Raw genomic sequence first — 18,473 nt, 5'->3', positions numbered from 1 at the left:
TTAAATGCAAAACAGCACTTCCGAATTCTTGAAACCTCGTCAAATTGATGTCGATACTTTGTCTGCAACCCGCGCCAAAGTGTCTATGCAGCCTTTTGAGCGTGGTTTCGGCCATACTTTAGGTAATGCTTTGCGTCGTATCTTACTGTCATCCATGAATGGCTTTGCGCCCACTGAAGTGGCCATTACCGGCGTGTTGCATGAATATTCGACTTTGGACGGCGTTCAAGAGGATGTGGTTGACATCTTGTTGAATCTCAAAGGCGTGGTATTCAAGCTGCACGGCCGTGGTCAAGTTCAGCTGGCCTTGAAAAAATCCGGTGCCGGCCCTGTGGTGGCAGGTGATATCGATCTGCCGCACGATGTTGAAATCATCAATCCGGGTCATGTGATTTGTCATTTGTCTGACAATGGCAATATCGAAATGGAAATCAAGGTAGAGCAAGGCCGTGGTTATCAATCTGTGTCCGGTCGCCGCGCTTTGCGCGATGACAACAAGCAGATCGGTGCCATCCAACTGGATGCGAGCTTTTCGCCCATCAGCCGTGTTAGCTTTGAAGTTGAACCCGCACGTGTAGAACAGCGTACAGACTTGGATCGTTTGGTTTTGGATATTGAAACCGATGGTTCGATTGAGCCTGAAGAGGCTGTTCGCAGTGCCGCACGCATTTTAATTGACCAAATGTCTATTTTTGCCGATTTGCAAGGAACGCCGGTTGAAGAGGTGGAAGAAAAAGCGCCTCCGATCGATCCGATTCTGTTGCGCCCGGTAGATGATTTGGAATTGACTGTGCGTTCGGCTAACTGCCTGAAAGCTGAAGATATTTATTATATTGGTGATTTGATTCAACGTACTGAAACCGAGTTGTTGAAAACGCCGAATCTGGGTCGCAAATCTTTGAATGAAATCAAAGAAGTGCTGGCCTCTAAAGGCTTGACGTTGGGATCAAAACTGGAAGCTTGGCCGCCTGTGGGCTTGGAAAAGCCGTAAGTTTGAAGATTAAAGGATAATGACATGCGTCATCGTAATGGCAATCGTAAATTAAACCGCACCAGCAGCCACCGCGCTGCAATGCTGCGTAACATGGCAAACTCTTTGTTGACCCATGAAACCATCGTGACTACTCTGCCTAAAGCCAAAGAGCTGCGCCGAGTGGTTGAACCCTTGATTACTTTGGGTAAAAAGCCTTCTTTGGCTAACCGCCGTTTGGCATTTAACCGCACGCGCGATCGCGATGTGGTGGTTAAATTGTTTGACGAATTGGGCCCACGTTTTTCTGCACGTAACGGCGGTTATGTTCGTGTATTGAAATACGGCTTCCGTAAGGGTGACAATGCACCTTTGGCACTGGTTGAGCTGGTGGACAAAGCTGCTGAAGCCACTGCCGAGCAAGCTTAAGTCGTGTATCTTGAAAAACCAGCCGGCCGGCTGGTTTTTTCTTTTCATGACGGTCGGCATCTGAGTGGTTGGCGGCCGTCTGAAAATGCAGCATTGTGTTATAGTGAAGGCAAGAATAAAGTGATACAAGGTAAAGCTGGTGATGTATAGCGATTAAGGTGAGGCATTATTCTTGCTAGGGCGTCCTGACATTTTGATTTACGGGTGGTGTTGTCCCTGAAAACGTACTGCCGCGTTAAAAAGCCTCGCAAGGTGTCCAACCTTGCTATGTTTTTTGCCTTGCATCTGCATTCTCAGAAATAAAATCCCCCTCATAAACGAATAGTCAGGACGCTTTAGGTAATCTTTAGTTTTTTTGTGTATTATTTTTTTATTCACTATGCAATCTGTGTGTGGCCGGCGGGCCAATAATCAGGGGAGGGGAAAATGTATCGCATATTTGCTGTGATGTTGTTGCTGTGTTCTTCAGTGGGCTGGGCGCAGCGCGCCGTGCCGGATGATATGGATGTGGCCGTGCTCAAAGAAGTGGCTTATCCGCAGATTGTATTGGGCAATAATGGCATTTCTTGGCTGAAGATTTTAACCTTGGGCTGGCTGGACAACAGCCGCGTTTTTAACGTTACCTCGGGTTTGCGTGTGAAAGATGAGCGCAACCGTTTTATTGTGCGCGGCAAATTGGCATCGCATGTGGGGAAAACCGTGGCTGTCCGCCGAGATAGCGGCAACAATATTACCGAGATTTGGATTTTAACCGAGCCTGAGCAGCGTATTTTCGAGCAACGTGCTGCCGGGCAATTGTAGCGAATGCAATCAACATGAAAAAAGTATTTATCCGTACCTTTGGCTGCCAGATGAATGAATACGATAGCGAAAAAATGCTGTCGGTGCTGGCCGAAGGTGACGATTTGGTGCAGGTAAGCGAGGCTGATGAGGCCGATATCATTTTGTTCAACACATGCTCCGTGCGTGAAAAAGCGCAGGAAAAAGTGTTTTCCGATTTGGGGCGGGTGCGGCCTTTAAAGGCGAAAAATCCCAATCTGATTATCGGTGTGGGCGGTTGTGTGGCTTCACAGGAAGGTGAGGCGATAGTGAAGCGGGCGCCGTTTGTGGATGTGGTGTTCGGCCCGCAAACTTTGCACCGCTTGCCGCAAATGATAGATGATAAAAAAGAAACCGGCCGTGCACAGGTTGATATTTCCTTTCCGGAAATCGAAAAATTCGATCATTTACCGCCGGCGCGCGTGGAAGGCGGCTCGGCATTTGTGTCGATTATGGAAGGCTGTTCCAAATATTGCAGCTTTTGCGTGGTGCCTTATACCCGCGGTGAGGAATTTTCCCGTCCGTTGGCCGATGTGCTGACAGAGGTGGCCAATTTGGCGCAACAAGGCGTGAAAGAGATTAATCTGCTCGGCCAGAATGTGAATGCTTACCGCGGCCTGATGGATGATGGTGAGATTTGCGATTTCGCCATGCTTTTGCGCATTGTGCACGAGATTCCGGGCATTGAACGCATGCGTTTTACCACCAGCCATCCGCGAGAATTCAGCGAGCGCATTATCGAATGCTACCGCGACTTACCCAAGCTGGTTTCCCATTTGCACTTGCCGATTCAAAGCGGCTCGGATCGGGTGTTGAGCGCCATGAAACGTGGCTACACAGCGCTGGAATATAAATCGATTATCCGCAAGCTGCGTGCCATCCGCCCTGATTTGTGTTTGAGCTCTGATTTTATTGTCGGCTTTCCGGGTGAAACCGAAGCTGAATTCGAGCAAACTTTGAAGTTGGTGCGAGACATCGCCTTTGATTTGAGTTTTGTGTTTATTTACAGCCCGCGCCCGGGCACACCGGCGGCGAATCTGGCAGACGATACGCCGCATGAGGAAAAGGTGCGCCGTCTGGAAGCGCTGAATGAAGTGATTGAGGCGGAAACGGCCCGCATCAATCAAACCATGATAGGCACGGTGCAACGCTGCTTAGTGGAAGGTGTGTCCAAGAAAGATCCGGATCAATTGCAGGCGCGCACGGCCAACAACCGTGTGGTGAATTTTACCGGGCAGCCGCGTTTAATCAACCAAATGGTGGATATCGAAATCAAAGAAGCGTTTACTTTTTCCCTGCGTGGCGAAGTGGTCCGTGTCGAGGCATAAGCTTCTTTAACGAAACCGGCATCAAAGGCCGTCTGAAAACCTTTCAGACGGCCTTTTTATGTAATATTTATCATGGTTTATTTTTTTGGATTGGTATTAATCGTGCCTACGGCTTACATCGGTTTCTGTACTATAGTGAAATGCAAGCAAAAGTGACACGGAACGCCATTTTACAACGGTGCAGCTTGGGTTGATAACCCCAACGTTTCAGACGGCTTGTAGATTTGTTGGGTTTGCAACCCAACCTACCCGCCGTATCACTTTTTTATGCACTTCATTATAGAGCCTGTTCATATTGCATTTCGCGGCAATGTATTGGCCCCAAAATGTGTCTGCCGCGTTGTAGCCGCGTTGTAAATGCGTGCCAGATGTTAAACCTTGTTGTGCTTTCAAAGGCCGTCTGAAACTTTTCAGACGGCCTTATACATAAATGCCACAGAAAAGAGGGCAGTCGCTTGAAATTGTCAACAAAAGGCGTGGCTATTGGTTAAAAGCGTTATAATGCGCTCTCTCATTTACTTTGTTTTACCTTGATATTATGAACGACACACACAAAGGCTTGTTTGAAAAATTATTCAAGCTGAAAGAAAACGGCAGCAATGTCCGCACGGAATTGCTCGCCGGCCTGACCACTTTTCTGACCATGTGCTACATCATTATCGTCAACCCATTGATTCTGTCGGAAACCGGCATGGATATCGGGGCGGTGTTTGTGGCCACTTGCATCGCTTCGGCCATCGGCTGCTTTGTGATGGGCATGCTGGCCAATTATCCGATTGCCTTGGCGCCGGGCATGGGCTTGAATGCTTATTTTACTTATGCGGTGGTCAAAGGCATGGGTGTGCCTTGGCAGGTGGCGTTGGGCGCGGTATTTGTGTCGGGCATTATTTTTATTGTTTTCAGCTTGTTTAAAGTGCGCGAAGCTTTGGTGAATGCGTTGCCGATGTCGCTGAAAATGTCGATTGCCGCCGGTATCGGCCTTTTTCTGGCGCTGATTGCGCTCAAAGGCGCGGGCATTATTGTGGCCAATCCGGCCACCCTGGTGAGCATGGGCGATGTGCATAATCCTTCCGCTTTGCTGGCGATGCTGGGCTTTTTGATGATTATCGTGTTGGATCATTATCGGGTGCGCGGTGCGATTATTTTGAGCATTTTGGCGATTACCGCGATTGCGGTGATGATGGGCTTGAGTGAATTCAAAGGGGTGATCGGCAGCGTGCCCAGCATTGCGCCCACGTTTATGCAGATGGATTTTAAAGATCTGTTTACCGTGAGCATGGTGAGCGTGATTTTTGTTTTCTTTTTAGTGGATTTGTTTGACAGCACCGGCACGCTGGTGGGGGTGTCGCACCGTGCGGGTTTGCTAAAAAACGGCAAGCTGCCGCGTTTGAAACGCGCCTTGTTGGCCGACTCTACTGCGATTGTGTCCGGCGCGGCGCTGGGCACTTCTTCCACCACGCCTTATATCGAAAGCGCTTCGGGCGTGGCCGCCGGCGGGCGCACGGGTTTGACGGCGGTGACGGTGGGCGTGTTGATGCTGGCTTGCTTGTGGTTTTCGCCGCTGGCGCAAACCGTGCCCGCGTTTGCTACCGCGCCGGCGCTGCTTTATGTGGGTGTGCACATGATGCGCAGCGCCACGGAAATCGATTGGCACGATATGACCGAAGCCGCACCTTCGTTTCTGACTATTGTGTTTATGCCTTTTGCCTATTCGATTGCCGACGGCATCGCCATGGGCTTTATCAGCTATGCTGTGATCAAGCTTTTGTGCGGCAAGGCGCGCGATGTGCCGCCTATGGTGTGGATTGTGGCGGTGTTGTGGGCGGCCAAATTTTGGTTTTTGGGCGCTTGATTTAATCATGTTGGCAACAGGCCGTCTGAAACGTTTTTTCAGACGGCCTGTTTGATGTATAGGATGCGGCCAAGGCTGTAATCCAACGTCTGCTTTTCAAAAGATTGATTTTTTTAAACCATTTAAATTTTGTCGGCTTTGGCTCACCGCTTTATCAATTTGCATCCATTAATAAACAGGCCGTCTGAATGCTTTCTTTCAGACGGCCTGTTGTGTTGATGAGCCTGCTTATCTCACAATTTGGTTCAATTCGCCTTTGGCGTATTTTTCGGCCATGGCATCCAGCGAAACCGGCTTGATTTTGCTGGCTTGGCCTTCGCAACCAAACGCCAGATAGCGGTCGATGCAGACTTGTTTCATGGCGGTGACGGTTTTGGCGAGGTATTTGCGCGGGTCGAATTCGGCCGGGTTTTCGGCCATAAATTGGCGGATGGCGCCGGTGGAGGCCAAGCGCAGGTCGGTGTCGATATTCACTTTGCGCACGCCGTGTTTGATGCCTTCCACGATTTCTTCCACCGGCACGCCGTAGGTTTCGCCGATGTTGCCGCCGAATTCGTTGATAATGGCGAGCCATTCTTGCGGCACCGAGCTTGAGCCGTGCATCACCAAGTGGGTGTTGGGCAGGTGCTCGTGGATTTCTTTGATGCGGTCGATGCGCAACACATCGCCTGTGGGCTTGCGGGTGAATTTATAAGCGCCGTGGCTGGTGCCGATGGCGATGGCCAGCGCATCCACGCCGGTGTCTTTCACGAAGCGGGCGGCATCTTCCACGCTGGTGAGCATTTGGTCGTGCGAGAGCTTGCCCACTGCGCCCACACCGTCTTCTTCGCCGGCTTCGCCGGTTTCGAGGTTGCCCAGCACGCCGATTTCGCCTTCTACCGACACGCCGCAGGCATGAGAGAATTCCACCACTTTGCGGGTGACTTCTGCGTTGTATTCATAGGAAGCGGGCGTTTTGCCGTCGGCCAAAAGCGAGCCGTCCATCATCACCGAGCTGAAGCCCAGCTGAATCGAGCGCTGGCACACATCGGGCGAGGCGCCGTGGTCTTGGTGCATCACCACGGGAATATGCGGAAATTCTTCAATGGCGGCCAAAATCAGGTGGCGCAGAAATGGGGCACCGGCATATTTGCGCGCGCCGGCACTGGCTTGCACGATAACGGGCGCGTTCACTTGGTCGGCGGCTTCCATAATGGCGCGCATTTGTTCGAGATTGTTGACATTAAACGCAGGCAGGCCGTAGCTGTGTTCCGCCGCATGGTCCAGCAGTTGGCGCATGGATACAAGTGCCATGAGAAGCTCCTCGGTTTGTAGTGGGTTGTAGTGTGAAACAGCAATCAAGATTATAGCAGTTTATCGGCTGCTTGTTGATGAAGCTTGCGGATAGAGAAGGCAGGCCGTCTGAACGCTTTCAGACGGCCTCTTCGCATTATGCCATGGCGGCAAAGGCTTGATGCGCAATGGCTGCGGTTTCGTCTATCAATTCGGGCGTGTGGGCGGCCGACATAAAACAGGCTTCGTAGGCCGAGGGGCCGAAAGCCACGCCGCGCTCGAGCATGCCGTGGAAGAAGCGTTTGAAGGCTTCGGTGTCGGTGCGGGTCATGTCGGCATAGCTTTGCGGCAATGTGGCGGCGAAATAAAGGCCGTACATGCCGCCGATAAAATCGGTGGCAAACGGCACGCCGGCCGCATCGGCTGCGGCTTGCAGGCCTTGGGTGAGCTGCTCGGTGCGCGCGCTGAGGTTTTCATAAAAGCCGGGGCGCTGAATGATTTCCAGCGTTTTCAAGCCGGCGGCCACGGCCACGGGGTTGCCCGACAAGGTGCCGGCCTGATACACGCCGCCGAGCGGGGAAATGCAGGCCATAATGTCGGCGCGGCCGCCAAAAGCCGCCAGCGGCATACCGCCGCCGATCACTTTGCCCATGGTGGTGAGGTCGGGTGTGATGCCGTGCAGCGATTGCGCGCCGCCCAAAGCCACGCGGAATCCGGTCATCACTTCATCGTAAATCAGCACGGCGCCGTGCTTTTCGGTGAGGGCGCGCAAGGCGGCCACAAAGGCTTCAGACGGCCTCACTAAATTCATGTTGCCGGCAAACGGCTCTAAAATCACGCAGGCGATTTCGTCGCCGATTCGGGCGAAGGTTTCTTCCAGCTGCGCCACATCGTTGTAGGACAAAACCAGCGTGTGTTTGGTGAAATCGGCAGGCACGCCGGCGGAGCTGGGGTTGCCGAAGGTGAGCAGGCCGCTGCCGGCTTTAACCAAAAGGCTGTCGGAATGGCCGTGGTAGCAGCCTTCGAATTTGATGATTTTGTCGCGGCCGGTAAAGCCGCGCGCCAGGCGGATGGCGCTCATGGTGGCTTCCGTGCCGGAGCTGACCAGGCGCAATTGCGCCACGCTGGGCACGATTTTGGCGATTTCTTCGGCAATCACGATTTCGGCTTCGGTGGGCGCGCCAAACGACAAACCGCCCAAAGCGGCTTCGCGCACGGCTTCAATCACTTCGGGGTGGGCATGGCCGACAATGGCCGGCCCCCACGAGCCGACATAATCGATATAGCGCTGCCCATCGGCATCCCACACATAAGCGCCTTGGGCTTTTTGGATAAAACGCGGCACGCCGCCCACGCTGCCGAAAGCGCGCACGGGTGAATTCACGCCGCCGGGGATAATGGCTTTGGCGCGGTTGAAAAGTTGTTCGTTTCGGTTCATGTGCGAAATCCTTGCTGAATGAGAAAAGGCCGTCTGAAACGGCTTGGTTGCCCAATGATTGTCGGGCGTTATTTTAACAGCTTTCAGACGGCCTTTTGCTATTGAGGGCAGATTCAAAATGGATCGGAGAGGTGTAATCTGTTTCAGACCCTAGCGCTGCCAAATATAATAGCGGCCTTCTGCCGCCTGCATGGCGGTGTCGATTTCTTTGCGGGTGGTGGCGGAAGCGAAATGCGGCAGATGCTGCGCCAGCGCGGCCAGCACATCGGCCATATTGGCGGTGTCTTGCGGCAAGCGCACGCCTTGCTCGGCGTGGCCGATATACCAATAAGGGAAAGGTTCGAAATCGCCTTCGATGTTGATTACCACCAGCTCGATATCTTGCCAGGCCACACGGCCGAACTCTTTGCCGTTGGCTTCGCCGGCCAAATAATCGGCGCTGATGACGGCATGGTAGGTGATGGGCTCGGGCGCTTTCGGGGTGAGGTGCTCGGCTTCAAATTGATGCCATTTTTGTTTTAAGGTGTCGAACATATTGATTCCTTTATTTTTCCCATTTTGAATAAGGGTGTTTGCTTAAATACGCATTGGTATAGCAGCCGTTTGACGTGATTTCTTCGCCCAGCCAATCGGGCTTGGCAAATGGGGCGTTTTCATCGGGCAGCTCCAGCTCCACCACCACCAAGGGCGCGTTGTCGCCGAAATATTCGTCGATTTCAAATACAAAGCCTTCATGTTCGATTTCGTAGCGGTGTTTTTCCAGCTTGAAGGGGCACATGGTGGCCATCATGGTTTCGGCATGCGCGAGCGGAATTTCGTATTCGAATTCGCTGCGCGACACATCGGAAATATAGCCTTTGAGGGTGAGCCAGGCGCGGTTGCCGATAATGCGCACACGGATGGTGCACTCTTTTTCCACGCTCAAATAGCCTTGGCGCAGGGTTTGCGGCGCGCCGGCTTTTGCGCGCCAACTGTCGTTTTTAAGCAGGAAGCGGCGTTCGATTTCTACGGTCATTTTTCAGACGGCCTTTTCAGAAGGGTTTGAACACAACAAGATAAAGGGCAATCACCATAATCACCACGGGAATTTCGTTAAACACGCGATACCATTTATGCGAATAGCGGTTGCGGTTGTCTTGAAAATCGAGCAGCAGGCGGTAGCAGTAAAAATGATAGCCGAGCAAAATCACGCCGAGGGTGATTTTGGTGTGCACCCAGCCTTGCCCCCACCAGCCGGTGACAAACGGAATGGCAAAGCCGAAAACAATCGCGCCTATGCCCAAGGGTGTCATAAATTTAAACAGGCGCTCGGCCATGCCCAGCAGGCGTTGGTATTCCGAGCGGTTGCCCGGCTCCACTTGGGCGAGGTTCACATAAATGCGCGGCAGGTAAAACAAGCCGGCAAACCAGGAAATGATAAAGAATACATGCAGCAGCTTGAACCAAAGATACATTTCAGACGGCCTTAGGTTGGATAATGGCTTATTGTAACGTTAAAAGATTAAACATTGTGGGGAAGATTGGGCAAACGTTGTCGAGGCCGTCTGAAAAAATCTTTGGAGATTGTCTGCATTTTATAGCTGGGTAATGCCGGTAAAAAAAACGCACCTGCTGCGTTTTCCGTTTTGTTATCACGCTTTTGCGCTCAAAATCGTACTTACGGCTGAAATGTGGCAAAGTCCCTCAGCATTGCGGGGAAGATTAAGCAGAGGTTGCCAAGGCCGTCTGAAAGCTTCTAGGGTCTGTTCACAATTCATCCGCGAGTAAGATTTTGAGGGCAAAAGCGTGCTTGCAAGGCGAAAAGCGCAGCAAGGTTGGACACTTTGCGAGCATTTTCAACGCAGCAGGCGCGTTTTTGAGCCAAAAGAATGTTGCGTGATGAAATGTGAGCAGACCCTAAGCCAGCTTCAGCCATTCCAGCAGGCGCTCGCCCCAGTGATTGCAATAATATAAAAACAAGGCATAGCTCTCCTGCATCAGAAAGCGGTTTTTGTTGCGTGATTCGCTGTAGCGGCTGGTGGGCGTGCCCGAGGTTTGCGCATTGATGCCGAGATCGTCGGCAATGGCGGCGGCGCGTGCCAAATGATAAGGATCGCTGACGATAATCACGCTTTGGATATCGTGTTCACGCAATAAAGGTTTGATGTTAATCAGATTTTGATAAGTGTCGCGCGAGGTGTTTTCAAACAAAATATCGCGTGCGGGCACACCTTGCTTGATGGCGTAGCGCCGGCCCACTTGTGCTTCGGTCATAAAGCCCTGCTTGGGCGTGCCGCCGGTAAACACCAATTTTTCAACGCGGTGGCTCTGATAGAGGGCGATGGCGTGGTTGATGCGCTCTTGAAACACAGGCGAAGGGCGTTTGTCCCAGGCGGCTGCGCCCAAAACCACCGCCGCATCGGCGCGCGCATCGGCGGCCAAAGGACGGTTGCCGGTGCTGTAAACCGACCACACGCATGCGCCGAGCGCGAGCACTACCAGCAAAAGGCTCAGGGCAATGCCGTGAAAAAGATAATAACGCAAGCCGGTGCGGCTGCGCCAAAGCGGAATAGACATGGGCTCAGGAGGTGTGGTCGGGCAGAATCGCTTCAATGTTTTCCAGCGGGCGGCCGATGGCGGCTTGTTGGCCGAATACGGCAATCGGGCGCTCGATAAGGGCGGGGTGCTCGACCATGGCGGCAATCAGCGCTTCATCGCTTAAGGCCGGGTTGTCGAGCGCAAGTTCGCGGTAAAGCGCATCTTTGGTGCGCATCATGCCGCGCGGCGAATCGAGCTTGAGCCGGCGGTAAAGCTGCTTCAGCTCATCGGCATCGGGCGGGGTGTCGAGATAATGCACCACTTTGATTTTCAAGCCGCGCAATTGCAGCAAGGAAAGCGCCGCGCGCGATTTGCTGCAGCGATTATTGTGATACAGGATAACGGTTTCGGGCATGGCAGATTCCTCAGGTGCGGCAAAGAGATGTTTGGTTTCATTGTAAAGCACGGCTTGCCCCTTGTCGCGTGCGGCGGCCGGGATTTTTAAGCAATTATTGATATGGCGCTAAAGATAGGGGCGCTTGTTGCGGTTACAATAGCCCATTAGCAAACCTAATATCCTGTTTTCGGCTCGCCGCCGGGTTAGTTTATTTTTAGGTTTGGCATGGTTATCGATTTTGAGAAGGCCTTGATAAAATGAAAAAAATCACCGTATTTCTAACAGCGGCTTTACTCGCCGCAGGTGCGCAGGCCGTGGCGGCCGATTTGCAGGATTGGCAAAGCAATGCGCCCGAAAATGTGAACGCACTCAAAGCACCGGTGCGGGTGGTGAATCTTTGGGCCACTTGGTGCGGCCCCTGCCGCAAGGAAATGCCGGAAATGTCGGCATGGTATCAAAAGCAGAAAAAAGGCAGCGTCGATATGGTGGGCATTGCGCTCGACAGCAGCGAGAATATCGGCAGATTTTTAAAAACCACGCCGGTGCGCTATCCGATCTGGCGCTACAGCGGCAACGACAGCCGCGCGTGGATGAAAAGCTTTGGCAACAGCATCGGCGGCTTGCCCTTTACCGTGGTGGAAGCACCCAAGTGCGGCTACCGCCAAACTTTGCTCGGTGAAGTGACGGCGAAAAAGCTGGATGCTGCTTTGGCGGCTGCGCGTGCGAAATGCGCTGCATAATGGTTGTGGCATCAATAAAAATCATTCAAAAGGCCGTCTGAAATTATTTTTCAGACGGCCTTTTGAATCAAACGATGTCCATCAGCATAATCGACACCGTTTCGCCATTCACCCAGCGCTCATCAATGCGCCGCCAGCCATAGCGCTCATAGAGGTTTTGCATATCGGGCGTGTAGAGATAAAGCTGCTGCACGCCCTGAGCGCGGGCAAAATCGATGGCTGTGTGCACCAGCACTTTGCCGGCACCGCAGCCGCGATGCTCGGGCAGCACAAACACATCGCCCAGCCAATAGCGGGCGGCTTCATGATAGTTTAAATCGTATTCTTTCACCGATGCCGAGCCGAGCAGCCGGCTTTGCGCGTCTTCGGCCATCCACACTTGTGGGAAAAGCTGCCCGCCGGCCAAGGCATCTTGGTAGCGCGCCACAATTTTCTGCCGGTTTGCCCAAGGCACAAAATCGTGCCATTGGGCATGCAGGGCATCGGCAAGCTGATCAATATGCTGTGGGCAGGCGGCCAGCGGTTTGATGGTAATTGCGGTCATTGTGTTTCAGCGAGAAGGGGTTTACAGATTACCTTTGAGCACCACGCGGCTGTTCCACGTGCCGATGTGGCATTCGTATTGGCCGCCGCCAACGGTTTTCTTATCGAAATAGCTGATCACGCGCACCGATTTGCTGCCGCGCTGGGCAGCGGTGGTTTGGAAGCGCTTAACGGTGTTTAAAAAAGCGCGTTGGCAGGTTTCTTCAGGGGTTTTGCCCACGGCATTGGCCACTTGGCGCGAAGTGAGCGTGTTGGCGCCGACATTGCCGTAGCTCACGCGTATGGCCGGATCGAGCACTTCTTTGGCTTCGGCAGAATTCAAGGCGGCAGAGGCCGAGCACAAATAAGCATCATTGCGCCCTTTGGTGGGCGCCGGCGTGGGAATGCTGCGGCAATTGCCGGCGCTTGCTGAGGCGGCCGGTTTGGCGGCGCTGCCGGCGGCACCGGTGCGCTCTTCAGTGGGGGCTTTATTGCCGGAGCAGGCCGATAAAGCAAGGGCGGCGAAGCCGGCGAAAGCAAGGGCGGTGATTTTTTTGTTCATAACACGATTTCCTTGTTATTGATGATCAAGTTTTTCAGACGGCCATATGGCTGCTGCGATTGTACTGCATATCGTGCGGATAATGTAGCTGCGTGTAAGGTGATGCACATCAAGCCCCGACAACGCGCGGCTTTACCATTGCGCAGGCTTGCCGCATAATTACCCCGATTTGTTTCATTCACCCACAAGGACACCGACATGGCTTTTTTGAAACTCACCGATCAAAACGTGCAAGGCAAAACCGTATTGATCCGTGCCGATATGAACGTGCCGTTTAAAGACGGTGCCATCAGTGACGACACCCGCATCCGCGCTTCTTTGGCTTCCATTCAATATTGTTTGGACAATGGCGCATCTGTGATTGTGATGTCGCATCTGGGCCGCCCCACCGAGGGCGAGTTCAAGCCTGAAGACGATGTTGCGCCCGTGGCCGCCCATTTGGGTAAGCTTTTGGGCAAAGAAGTGCGCGTGCTCAACGATTGGCGCGAGCAAAAGCCTGCGCTCAAAGCCGGTGACGTGGCCATGCTGCAAAACGTGCGCATCAACAAAGGCGAGAAGAAAAACGATCTCGAATTGGGCAAAGCTTATGCGGCTTTGTGCGATGTGTTTGTAAACGATGCGTTCGGCACGGCTCATCGTGCGCAAGCGTCCACCGAAGCCGTGGCGCAAGCCGCACCGCTGGCCTGTGCGGGTGTGTTGATGGCGGGCGAACTCGATGCGCTGGGCAAAGCCCTCAAAGCGCCGGCACATCCCATGGTGGCGATTGTGGCCGGCAGCAAAGTGTCGACCAAGCTCACCATTTTGGAAAGCCTGGCCGATAAAGTGGATCAGCTCATCGTGGGCGGCGGCATTGCCAACACCTTTTTGCTGGCTGAGGGCAAGCCCATCGGCAAATCGCTGGCCGAGCACGATTTGGTAGACGAAGCGAAAAAAATCATGGCCAAAATGGCTGCCAAAGGCGGCGTGGTGCCACTGCCTACCGATGTGGTGGTGGCTTCCGAATTTGCAGCCGATGCCAAAGCCACGGTTAAATCGGTGGACGATGTAGCAGCCGACGACATGATTCTCGATATCGGCCCGCAATCGGCCGCCGCACTGGCCGAGTTGCTCAAAGCCGCCGGCACCATCGTGTGGAACGGCCCCGTGGGCGTATTTGAATTCGACCAATTTGCCGGCGGCACCGAAGCTTTGGCCAAAGCCATTGCGCAAAGCAACGCCTTCTCAATTGCCGGCGGCGGCGACACGCTGGCGGCCATTGCCAAATTCGGCATCACCGACCAAATCAGTTATATTTCCACCGGCGGCGGTGCGTTTTTGGAATTTTTGGAAGGCAAAGAGCTGCCCGCTGTGGCCGTGTTGGAAAAACGCGCTTGAGTGTTGACCGCTAAACACCGGTATATGCTATAAAAGATGCCGTCTGAAGTTTCAGACGGCATCTTTACATATAATTGTCATCAACGCTGTGTATGCTGGCCGCACATTCATTCCATTAAAGGCATCATCGTGAAAAAATGGCTGTGTTTCCTGGCATTGGCGCTTATCGGAGCAAACACTTTGGCAGCAGACAAACTGATTATCGCCCACCGCGGCGCCAGCGGCTATCTACCCGAACACACACTGGAGAGCAAGGCCTTGGCATTCGGCCAGGGTGCGGATTATCTCGAGCAAGATTTGGTGATGACCAAAGACAATCACCTTGTGGTGATACACGACCATTTTCTCGACGGCCTCACCGATGTGGCGCAGAAATTCCCCGGCCGCGCGCGCGCCGACGGCAAATATTATGTGCCCGATTTCACGCTGGCCGAAATCCGCTCGCTGCAAATGACGGAAAATTTCAAAACCGAAAACGGCAAACAAGTGCCGGTGTATCCCGATCGTTTTCCGCTGTGGCAAGGGTCGTTTAAAATCCACACCTTTGAAGAAGAATTGCAGTTTGTGCGCGGCCTGGAAAAATCCAGCGGCAAACGCATCGGCATTTACCCCGAAATCAAAGCGCCGTGGCTGCACCACCAAGAAGGCAAAGACATCGCCCGCGCCACGTTGGCAATGCTGAAAAAATACGGCTACACGCAAAAAAGCGATCCGGTTTATCTGCAAACCTTTGATTTCAACGAGCTCAAACGCATCAAAACCGAGCTGCTGCCACAAATGGGCATGAATGTGAAACTGGTGCAGCTTGTGGCCTACAGCGATTGGGGCGAAACGCAGGCGCGCCAAAACGGGCGTTGGGTGAATTATGATTACGATTGGATGTTCAAACCCGGCGCGATGAAAGAAATCGCCCGCTACGCCGATGGTGTGGGCCCTGCTTGGTATATGCTGCTGGATGAAAAACAATCGCGTCCCGGCCATATCGTGGCCACGCCGATGGTGGCCGATATCCAAACCACCCAATTGCAGCTGCACCCCTACACCGTGCGCCGCGAAACGCTGCCGCCTTATGTGCGCAATATCGATGAAATGTATGCCGCCTTGTTTGAGCAGGCCAAAGCCGACGGCATTTTCACCGATTTTCCCGATACTTTGGCGCAGTATTTGAAGAAGTGATTCAAACAATCATAAAGGCCGTCTGAAAACATATAATGTTTCAGACGGCCTTTGTCATATTGCAACAACTTTGGAGAAAAGCTAAAGCTCAAGCTGTTTTGAAATCGATTGAAGCGGCCCCAAATAAAAAAGCAGGCCGTCTGAAACATTATATGTTTTCAGACGGCCTTTATGCTGAGGCAGAAACTTTAAGGTAAAAGTTAAATCTCAAGGCTGCTTTAAAATCGATTCAGACGGCCTTTTTATCACATATATATCACAGGCCGTCTGAAACCGATTACATGCCCGGAAATCTGCCTTTCATGCCTTTGGCCATATTCATCAGTTTGCCCATGCCTTTGCCGCTGAACATTTTCATCATCTGCTGCGATTGCTCGAATTGCTTGAGCATTTTGTTCACTTCTTGAATGGTGGTGCCTGAGCCTGCGGCAATGCGGCGCTTGCGGCTGGCTTTGAGCAGGGCAGGGTTGGCGCGCTCTTTGGCCGTCATCGAATTGATAATGGCTTCCACATGACCCATGGCTTTTTCGGCCGTGCCCTCGGGAATCTGCTTGGAAAGCTGGCCGATTTCGCCCGGCATTTTCGACATGATGTTTTCCAGCCCGCCCATATTGCGCATTTGCTGGATTTGCTCTTTAAAGTCGTTTAAATCAAAGCCCTTGCCTTTGTGCAGCTTTTTCGCCATTTTGGCGGCCACTTCTTCATCGATGCCTTTTTGCACATCTTCAATCAAAGTGAGCACGTCGCCCATGCCGAGAATGCGGCTGGCAATACGGTCGGGGTGGAAAGGCTCAAGCCCGTTCACCTTTTCGCCGATACCGATAAATTTAATCGGCTTGCCGGTGGTTTGGCGCACCGATAAAGCCGCACCGCCGCGCGAATCGCCGTCCATTTTGGTGAGAATTACGCCGGTGAGTGGCAGCGCTTCATTAAATGCCTGCGCCGTGTTCACCGCATCTTGGCCGAGCATAGCGTCCACCACAAACAGCGTTTCCACCGGATTCACCGCCGCATGAAGCGCTTTGATTTCGTTCATCATCGCTTCATCAATGGCCAGGCGGCCGGCGGTGTCCACCATCAACACATCGTAGAAATGCTTTTTGGCATAATCCACCGCTGCGCGGGCGATGTCCACCGGCTGCTGGCCGGCATCCGACGGGAAAAAATCCACACCCACTTGTTCGGCCAATAATTTCAGCTGCTCGATGGCGGCAGGGCGGTAAACGTCGGCAGACACCACCAGAATTTTCTTCTTTTGCTCGTTTTTCAGTAGGCGCGAAAGCTTGCCCACGGTGGTGGTTTTACCTGCGCCCTGCAAACCGGCCATCAACACCACCGCCGGCGGCGCAGCGGCCAGATTGAGCGAGCTGTTTTCCTTGCCCATCAAATCGACCAAGGCTTCATTCACCACGCCGATAAAAGCCTGATCGGGCGTGAGGCTGTCGGTGATTTCGCGGCCGAGCGCTTTTTCTTTGACGTTGTTGACAAAGTCTTTTACGATGGGCAGCGCCACATCGGCTTCCAGCAAGGCCAGGCGCACTTCGCGCAAGGCTTCTTTGATGTTGTCTTCCGTGAGTTTGGATTGGCCGCGGATGTTTTTAAAAACATTGCTGAAGCGGCTGGTTAAATTGTCTAACATGCGTATCCTTAATATGAGAATAGCCGCCCGCAAGCAGGCGTTATTTGCTAAAATTGCCATATTCTACACTACAGACGCATTTGTGAATATGCGCGCAACAGAGAGTTTGCCATGCCTATTGTCCTGATTTGCCTGATGCTGGTGTATGCCGGCCTGGCTGTGTTTGTATGGCACCATCAGAAAAAAAATGCCCGGCATTATCCACTGAAAACCGAGCTCGCCATTTTGGCACCGGCGCTTTTGGTGCACGGCTTGGTGCTGATTTTGCCGGTGCTGCACGACCATGTGCTGGTGATGGGGTTTGGCTATTCCGTCAGCCTGATTGTGTGGCTGATGCTCACCATGTATTGGGTCGGCAGCTTCTTCTACCGTTTGCGCGGGCTGCAATTGCTGCTCTATCCCTGTGCGGCTTTTTCCTTATTGCTCGCGGCGGTGTTTCCCGGCCATTACGTTGGCTACCAAATCAGCAATTGGCCGTTTATGCTGCATGTCGGCGCTTCACTGTTGGCCTACGGCCTGTTTGGCATCGTTACTTTGCTGGCGGTGCTGATTCTGCTGCTGAACCGCAATCTGCACAAGCGCCAATTTTCGCCGATGGTGTCGTTTCTGCCGCCGCTGCTGAGTTTGGAAAAGTTAATGTTTCAGGGCATGTGGATAGGCTTTTTGTTGCTCACATTTTCTGTGGTCAGCGGCACGTTTTTTGCTGAAGAAGTATTCGGTAAGCCCGCAGGGCTCACCCATAAAACCGTGTTCGGCATTTTATCGTGGCTGATTTATGGCGCGCTCTTGTCCAAACGCCACCTGAGTGCATGGCGGGGCAAGCAGGCTGCGGTGTGGACCATTATCGGTTTTGTCAGCTTGATGCTCGCTTATGTCGGCAGCAAATTTGTGCTGGAAGTGATTTTGCAGCGTTGACAACATCCCCTAACGAAAAACAGGCTGCCGGATATCCGGCAGCCTGTTTATATTGCATATCAACTTTACCCCTCGCGGAGCATTCTCTCTCTTTAATTATGCCTTTGTGTACTTGGCTTTTCCGAGCGTTTGCTCTTTATGTAAGGAAATGTAATGTATTTGCAATAAAAGCGCAAGTAGCTTGATGAAGTTTCTGCTACAAAAGCGCGAAATCACACAAAATCATCTTATCGTAAAATTAAATCTCAAAGTTCTTTGGAATTGCCCATAATATGCCGATGCGCATAGGCTGTTTTGTGTATTCTTGCCTGGGATTGCATTGCATATTGAAATAATCGCAAAGGCCGTCTGAACCCCTTTTCAGACGGCCTTAGTACGATATTGTTCTCTGCATTGTTTTGACTGGCAGGAAATGGAGGGGAGAGTTGATAAAAAATACCCAGCTAAAACAATCGGGTGATATTTTATTGTAAATATTTTTGCAGATAGATGTTGACGGGTTTTGGTGGTTTGGGTATAGTTC

19 protein-coding genes are annotated in these 18,473 nt (G+C 52.6%); 9 read left to right on the top strand and 10 right to left on the bottom strand.

The features are described 5' to 3' along the window. Positions 1–4 precede the first annotated feature (4 nt). The 5 genes from EV680_RS09700 (at position 5) to EV680_RS09680 (ending at position 5,398) form a co-directional block, all read left to right on the top strand. Positions 5–991, top strand: a complete 987-nt coding sequence (locus EV680_RS09700; RefSeq protein ID WP_132954543.1) for a DNA-directed RNA polymerase subunit alpha — start codon at positions 5–7, stop codon at positions 989–991. Between the two features lie 24 nt (positions 992–1,015). After that, positions 1,016–1,399 (top strand): 50S ribosomal protein L17, encoded by a 384-nt coding sequence (rplQ, locus tag EV680_RS09695; RefSeq protein WP_132954542.1) that lies wholly within the window; start codon positions 1,016–1,018, stop codon positions 1,397–1,399. Positions 1,400–1,825: 426 nt separating this feature from the next. Next, positions 1,826–2,200 carry a hypothetical protein gene (locus tag EV680_RS09690; protein WP_132954541.1) on the top strand — a complete coding sequence of 125 codons (375 nt, stop codon included), beginning with the start codon at positions 1,826–1,828 and terminating at the stop codon, positions 2,198–2,200. Positions 2,201–2,214: 14 nt separating this feature from the next. Then, entirely contained in the window at positions 2,215–3,546 is a 1,332-nt protein-coding gene (miaB, locus tag EV680_RS09685; RefSeq protein ID WP_132954540.1) for a tRNA (N6-isopentenyl adenosine(37)-C2)-methylthiotransferase MiaB, read from the top strand. A gap of 538 nt (positions 3,547–4,084) precedes the next feature. After that, the gene (locus EV680_RS09680) at positions 4,085–5,398 is read left to right on the top strand and encodes an NCS2 family permease (protein WP_132954539.1); all 1,314 of its coding nucleotides are present in this window, start codon (positions 4,085–4,087) and stop codon (positions 5,396–5,398) included. Between the two features lie 228 nt (positions 5,399–5,626). Here the strand turns inward: EV680_RS09680 and fba are convergent, their stop codons facing one another. From fba to arsC, 7 genes are all read right to left on the bottom strand, one after another. Further along, on the bottom strand, positions 5,627–6,691 hold the full coding sequence (gene fba / locus EV680_RS09675) for a class II fructose-bisphosphate aldolase (protein ID WP_132954538.1): 1,065 nt from the start codon (positions 6,689–6,691) through the stop codon (positions 5,627–5,629). A gap of 136 nt (positions 6,692–6,827) precedes the next feature. Continuing rightward, a complete protein-coding gene (gene hemL / locus EV680_RS09670; RefSeq protein ID WP_132954537.1) occupies positions 6,828–8,108 on the bottom strand; it encodes a glutamate-1-semialdehyde 2,1-aminomutase in 1,281 nt (426 codons plus the stop codon). Between the two features lie 150 nt (positions 8,109–8,258). Then, positions 8,259–8,642, bottom strand: coding sequence for a hypothetical protein (locus EV680_RS09665; protein ID WP_132954536.1), 384 nt, complete (start codon positions 8,640–8,642; stop codon positions 8,259–8,261). A gap of 10 nt (positions 8,643–8,652) precedes the next feature. Further along, positions 8,653–9,123, bottom strand: coding sequence for a CYTH domain-containing protein (locus EV680_RS09660; RefSeq protein WP_132954535.1), 471 nt, complete (start codon positions 9,121–9,123; stop codon positions 8,653–8,655). Positions 9,124–9,139: 16 nt separating this feature from the next. Next, positions 9,140–9,562: a CopD family protein gene (locus EV680_RS09655; RefSeq protein WP_132954534.1), complete on the bottom strand. Its 423-nt coding sequence runs from the start codon at positions 9,560–9,562 to the stop codon at positions 9,140–9,142. Between the two features lie 442 nt (positions 9,563–10,004). Further along, positions 10,005–10,664, bottom strand: a complete 660-nt coding sequence (locus tag EV680_RS09650) for a YdcF family protein (RefSeq protein ID WP_132954533.1) — start codon at positions 10,662–10,664, stop codon at positions 10,005–10,007. 4 nt (positions 10,665–10,668) lie between these two features. Continuing rightward, entirely contained in the window at positions 10,669–11,040 is a 372-nt protein-coding gene (gene arsC, locus EV680_RS09645) for an arsenate reductase (glutaredoxin) (RefSeq protein ID WP_132954532.1), read from the bottom strand. Between the two features lie 239 nt (positions 11,041–11,279). Between arsC and EV680_RS09640 the strand changes: the two genes are divergently transcribed. Then, positions 11,280–11,762, top strand: coding sequence for a TlpA disulfide reductase family protein (locus EV680_RS09640; protein WP_132954531.1), 483 nt, complete (start codon positions 11,280–11,282; stop codon positions 11,760–11,762). A gap of 67 nt (positions 11,763–11,829) precedes the next feature. On the opposite strand, the gene EV680_RS09635 is transcribed toward EV680_RS09640, so the two are convergent. Next, positions 11,830–12,306, bottom strand: coding sequence for a GNAT family N-acetyltransferase (locus tag EV680_RS09635; protein ID WP_132954530.1), 477 nt, complete (start codon positions 12,304–12,306; stop codon positions 11,830–11,832). Between the two features lie 21 nt (positions 12,307–12,327). Beyond that, the gene (locus EV680_RS09630) at positions 12,328–12,846 is read right to left on the bottom strand and encodes a hypothetical protein (protein ID WP_243650389.1); all 519 of its coding nucleotides are present in this window, start codon (positions 12,844–12,846) and stop codon (positions 12,328–12,330) included. A 198-nt stretch (positions 12,847–13,044) separates the two neighbouring features. Between EV680_RS09630 and EV680_RS09625 the strand changes: the two genes are divergently transcribed. Next, positions 13,045–14,220, top strand: coding sequence for a phosphoglycerate kinase (locus EV680_RS09625; RefSeq protein WP_132954529.1), 1,176 nt, complete (start codon positions 13,045–13,047; stop codon positions 14,218–14,220). A 129-nt stretch (positions 14,221–14,349) separates the two neighbouring features. After that, entirely contained in the window at positions 14,350–15,396 is a 1,047-nt protein-coding gene (gene glpQ, locus EV680_RS09620) for a glycerophosphodiester phosphodiesterase (protein ID WP_207894332.1), read from the top strand. Between the two features lie 277 nt (positions 15,397–15,673). On the opposite strand, the gene ffh is transcribed toward glpQ, so the two are convergent. Further along, complete coding sequence (gene ffh, locus EV680_RS09615) at positions 15,674–17,035, bottom strand: signal recognition particle protein (RefSeq protein WP_132954527.1); 1,362 nt, start codon at positions 17,033–17,035, stop codon at positions 15,674–15,676. A 111-nt stretch (positions 17,036–17,146) separates the two neighbouring features. Here ffh and EV680_RS09610 point away from each other — a divergent pair, with 111 nt between their 5' ends. Further along, the gene (locus EV680_RS09610) at positions 17,147–17,950 is read left to right on the top strand and encodes a cytochrome C assembly family protein (RefSeq protein WP_132954526.1); all 804 of its coding nucleotides are present in this window, start codon (positions 17,147–17,149) and stop codon (positions 17,948–17,950) included. Positions 17,951–18,473 lie beyond the last annotated feature (523 nt).

Source organism: Uruburuella suis, assembly GCF_004341385.1.
GTDB lineage: Bacteria > Pseudomonadota > Gammaproteobacteria > Burkholderiales > Neisseriaceae > Neisseria > Neisseria suis.
Note: the sequence above shows the minus strand (reverse complement) of the source record. Positions and strands in the feature narration are given on the sequence as shown.

Coding starts and splice junctions, on each gene's coding strand:
- EV680_RS09665 (WP_132954536.1), bottom strand. CDS start 8,642: ATGTTCGACACCTTAAAACAAAAATGGCATCAATTTGAAGCCGAGCAC.
- fba (WP_132954538.1), bottom strand. CDS start 6,691: ATGGCACTTGTATCCATGCGCCAACTGCTGGACCATGCGGCGGAACAC.
- EV680_RS09660 (WP_132954535.1), bottom strand. CDS start 9,123: ATGACCGTAGAAATCGAACGCCGCTTCCTGCTTAAAAACGACAGTTGG.
- EV680_RS09650 (WP_132954533.1), bottom strand. CDS start 10,664: ATGTCTATTCCGCTTTGGCGCAGCCGCACCGGCTTGCGTTATTATCTT.
- EV680_RS09625 (WP_132954529.1), top strand. CDS start 13,045: ATGGCTTTTTTGAAACTCACCGATCAAAACGTGCAAGGCAAAACCGTA.
- ffh (WP_132954527.1), bottom strand. CDS start 17,035: ATGTTAGACAATTTAACCAGCCGCTTCAGCAATGTTTTTAAAAACATC.
- EV680_RS09630 (WP_243650389.1), bottom strand. CDS start 12,846: ATGAACAAAAAAATCACCGCCCTTGCTTTCGCCGGCTTCGCCGCCCTT.
- hemL (WP_132954537.1), bottom strand. CDS start 8,108: ATGAACCGAAACGAACAACTTTTCAACCGCGCCAAAGCCATTATCCCC.
- EV680_RS09700 (WP_132954543.1), top strand. CDS start 5: ATGCAAAACAGCACTTCCGAATTCTTGAAACCTCGTCAAATTGATGTC.
- miaB (WP_132954540.1), top strand. CDS start 2,215: ATGAAAAAAGTATTTATCCGTACCTTTGGCTGCCAGATGAATGAATAC.
- rplQ (WP_132954542.1), top strand. CDS start 1,016: ATGCGTCATCGTAATGGCAATCGTAAATTAAACCGCACCAGCAGCCAC.
- arsC (WP_132954532.1), bottom strand. CDS start 11,040: ATGCCCGAAACCGTTATCCTGTATCACAATAATCGCTGCAGCAAATCG.
- EV680_RS09690 (WP_132954541.1), top strand. CDS start 1,826: ATGTATCGCATATTTGCTGTGATGTTGTTGCTGTGTTCTTCAGTGGGC.
- EV680_RS09655 (WP_132954534.1), bottom strand. CDS start 9,562: ATGTATCTTTGGTTCAAGCTGCTGCATGTATTCTTTATCATTTCCTGG.
- EV680_RS09635 (WP_132954530.1), bottom strand. CDS start 12,306: ATGACCGCAATTACCATCAAACCGCTGGCCGCCTGCCCACAGCATATT.
- EV680_RS09680 (WP_132954539.1), top strand. CDS start 4,085: ATGAACGACACACACAAAGGCTTGTTTGAAAAATTATTCAAGCTGAAA.
- EV680_RS09640 (WP_132954531.1), top strand. CDS start 11,280: ATGAAAAAAATCACCGTATTTCTAACAGCGGCTTTACTCGCCGCAGGT.
- EV680_RS09610 (WP_132954526.1), top strand. CDS start 17,147: ATGCCTATTGTCCTGATTTGCCTGATGCTGGTGTATGCCGGCCTGGCT.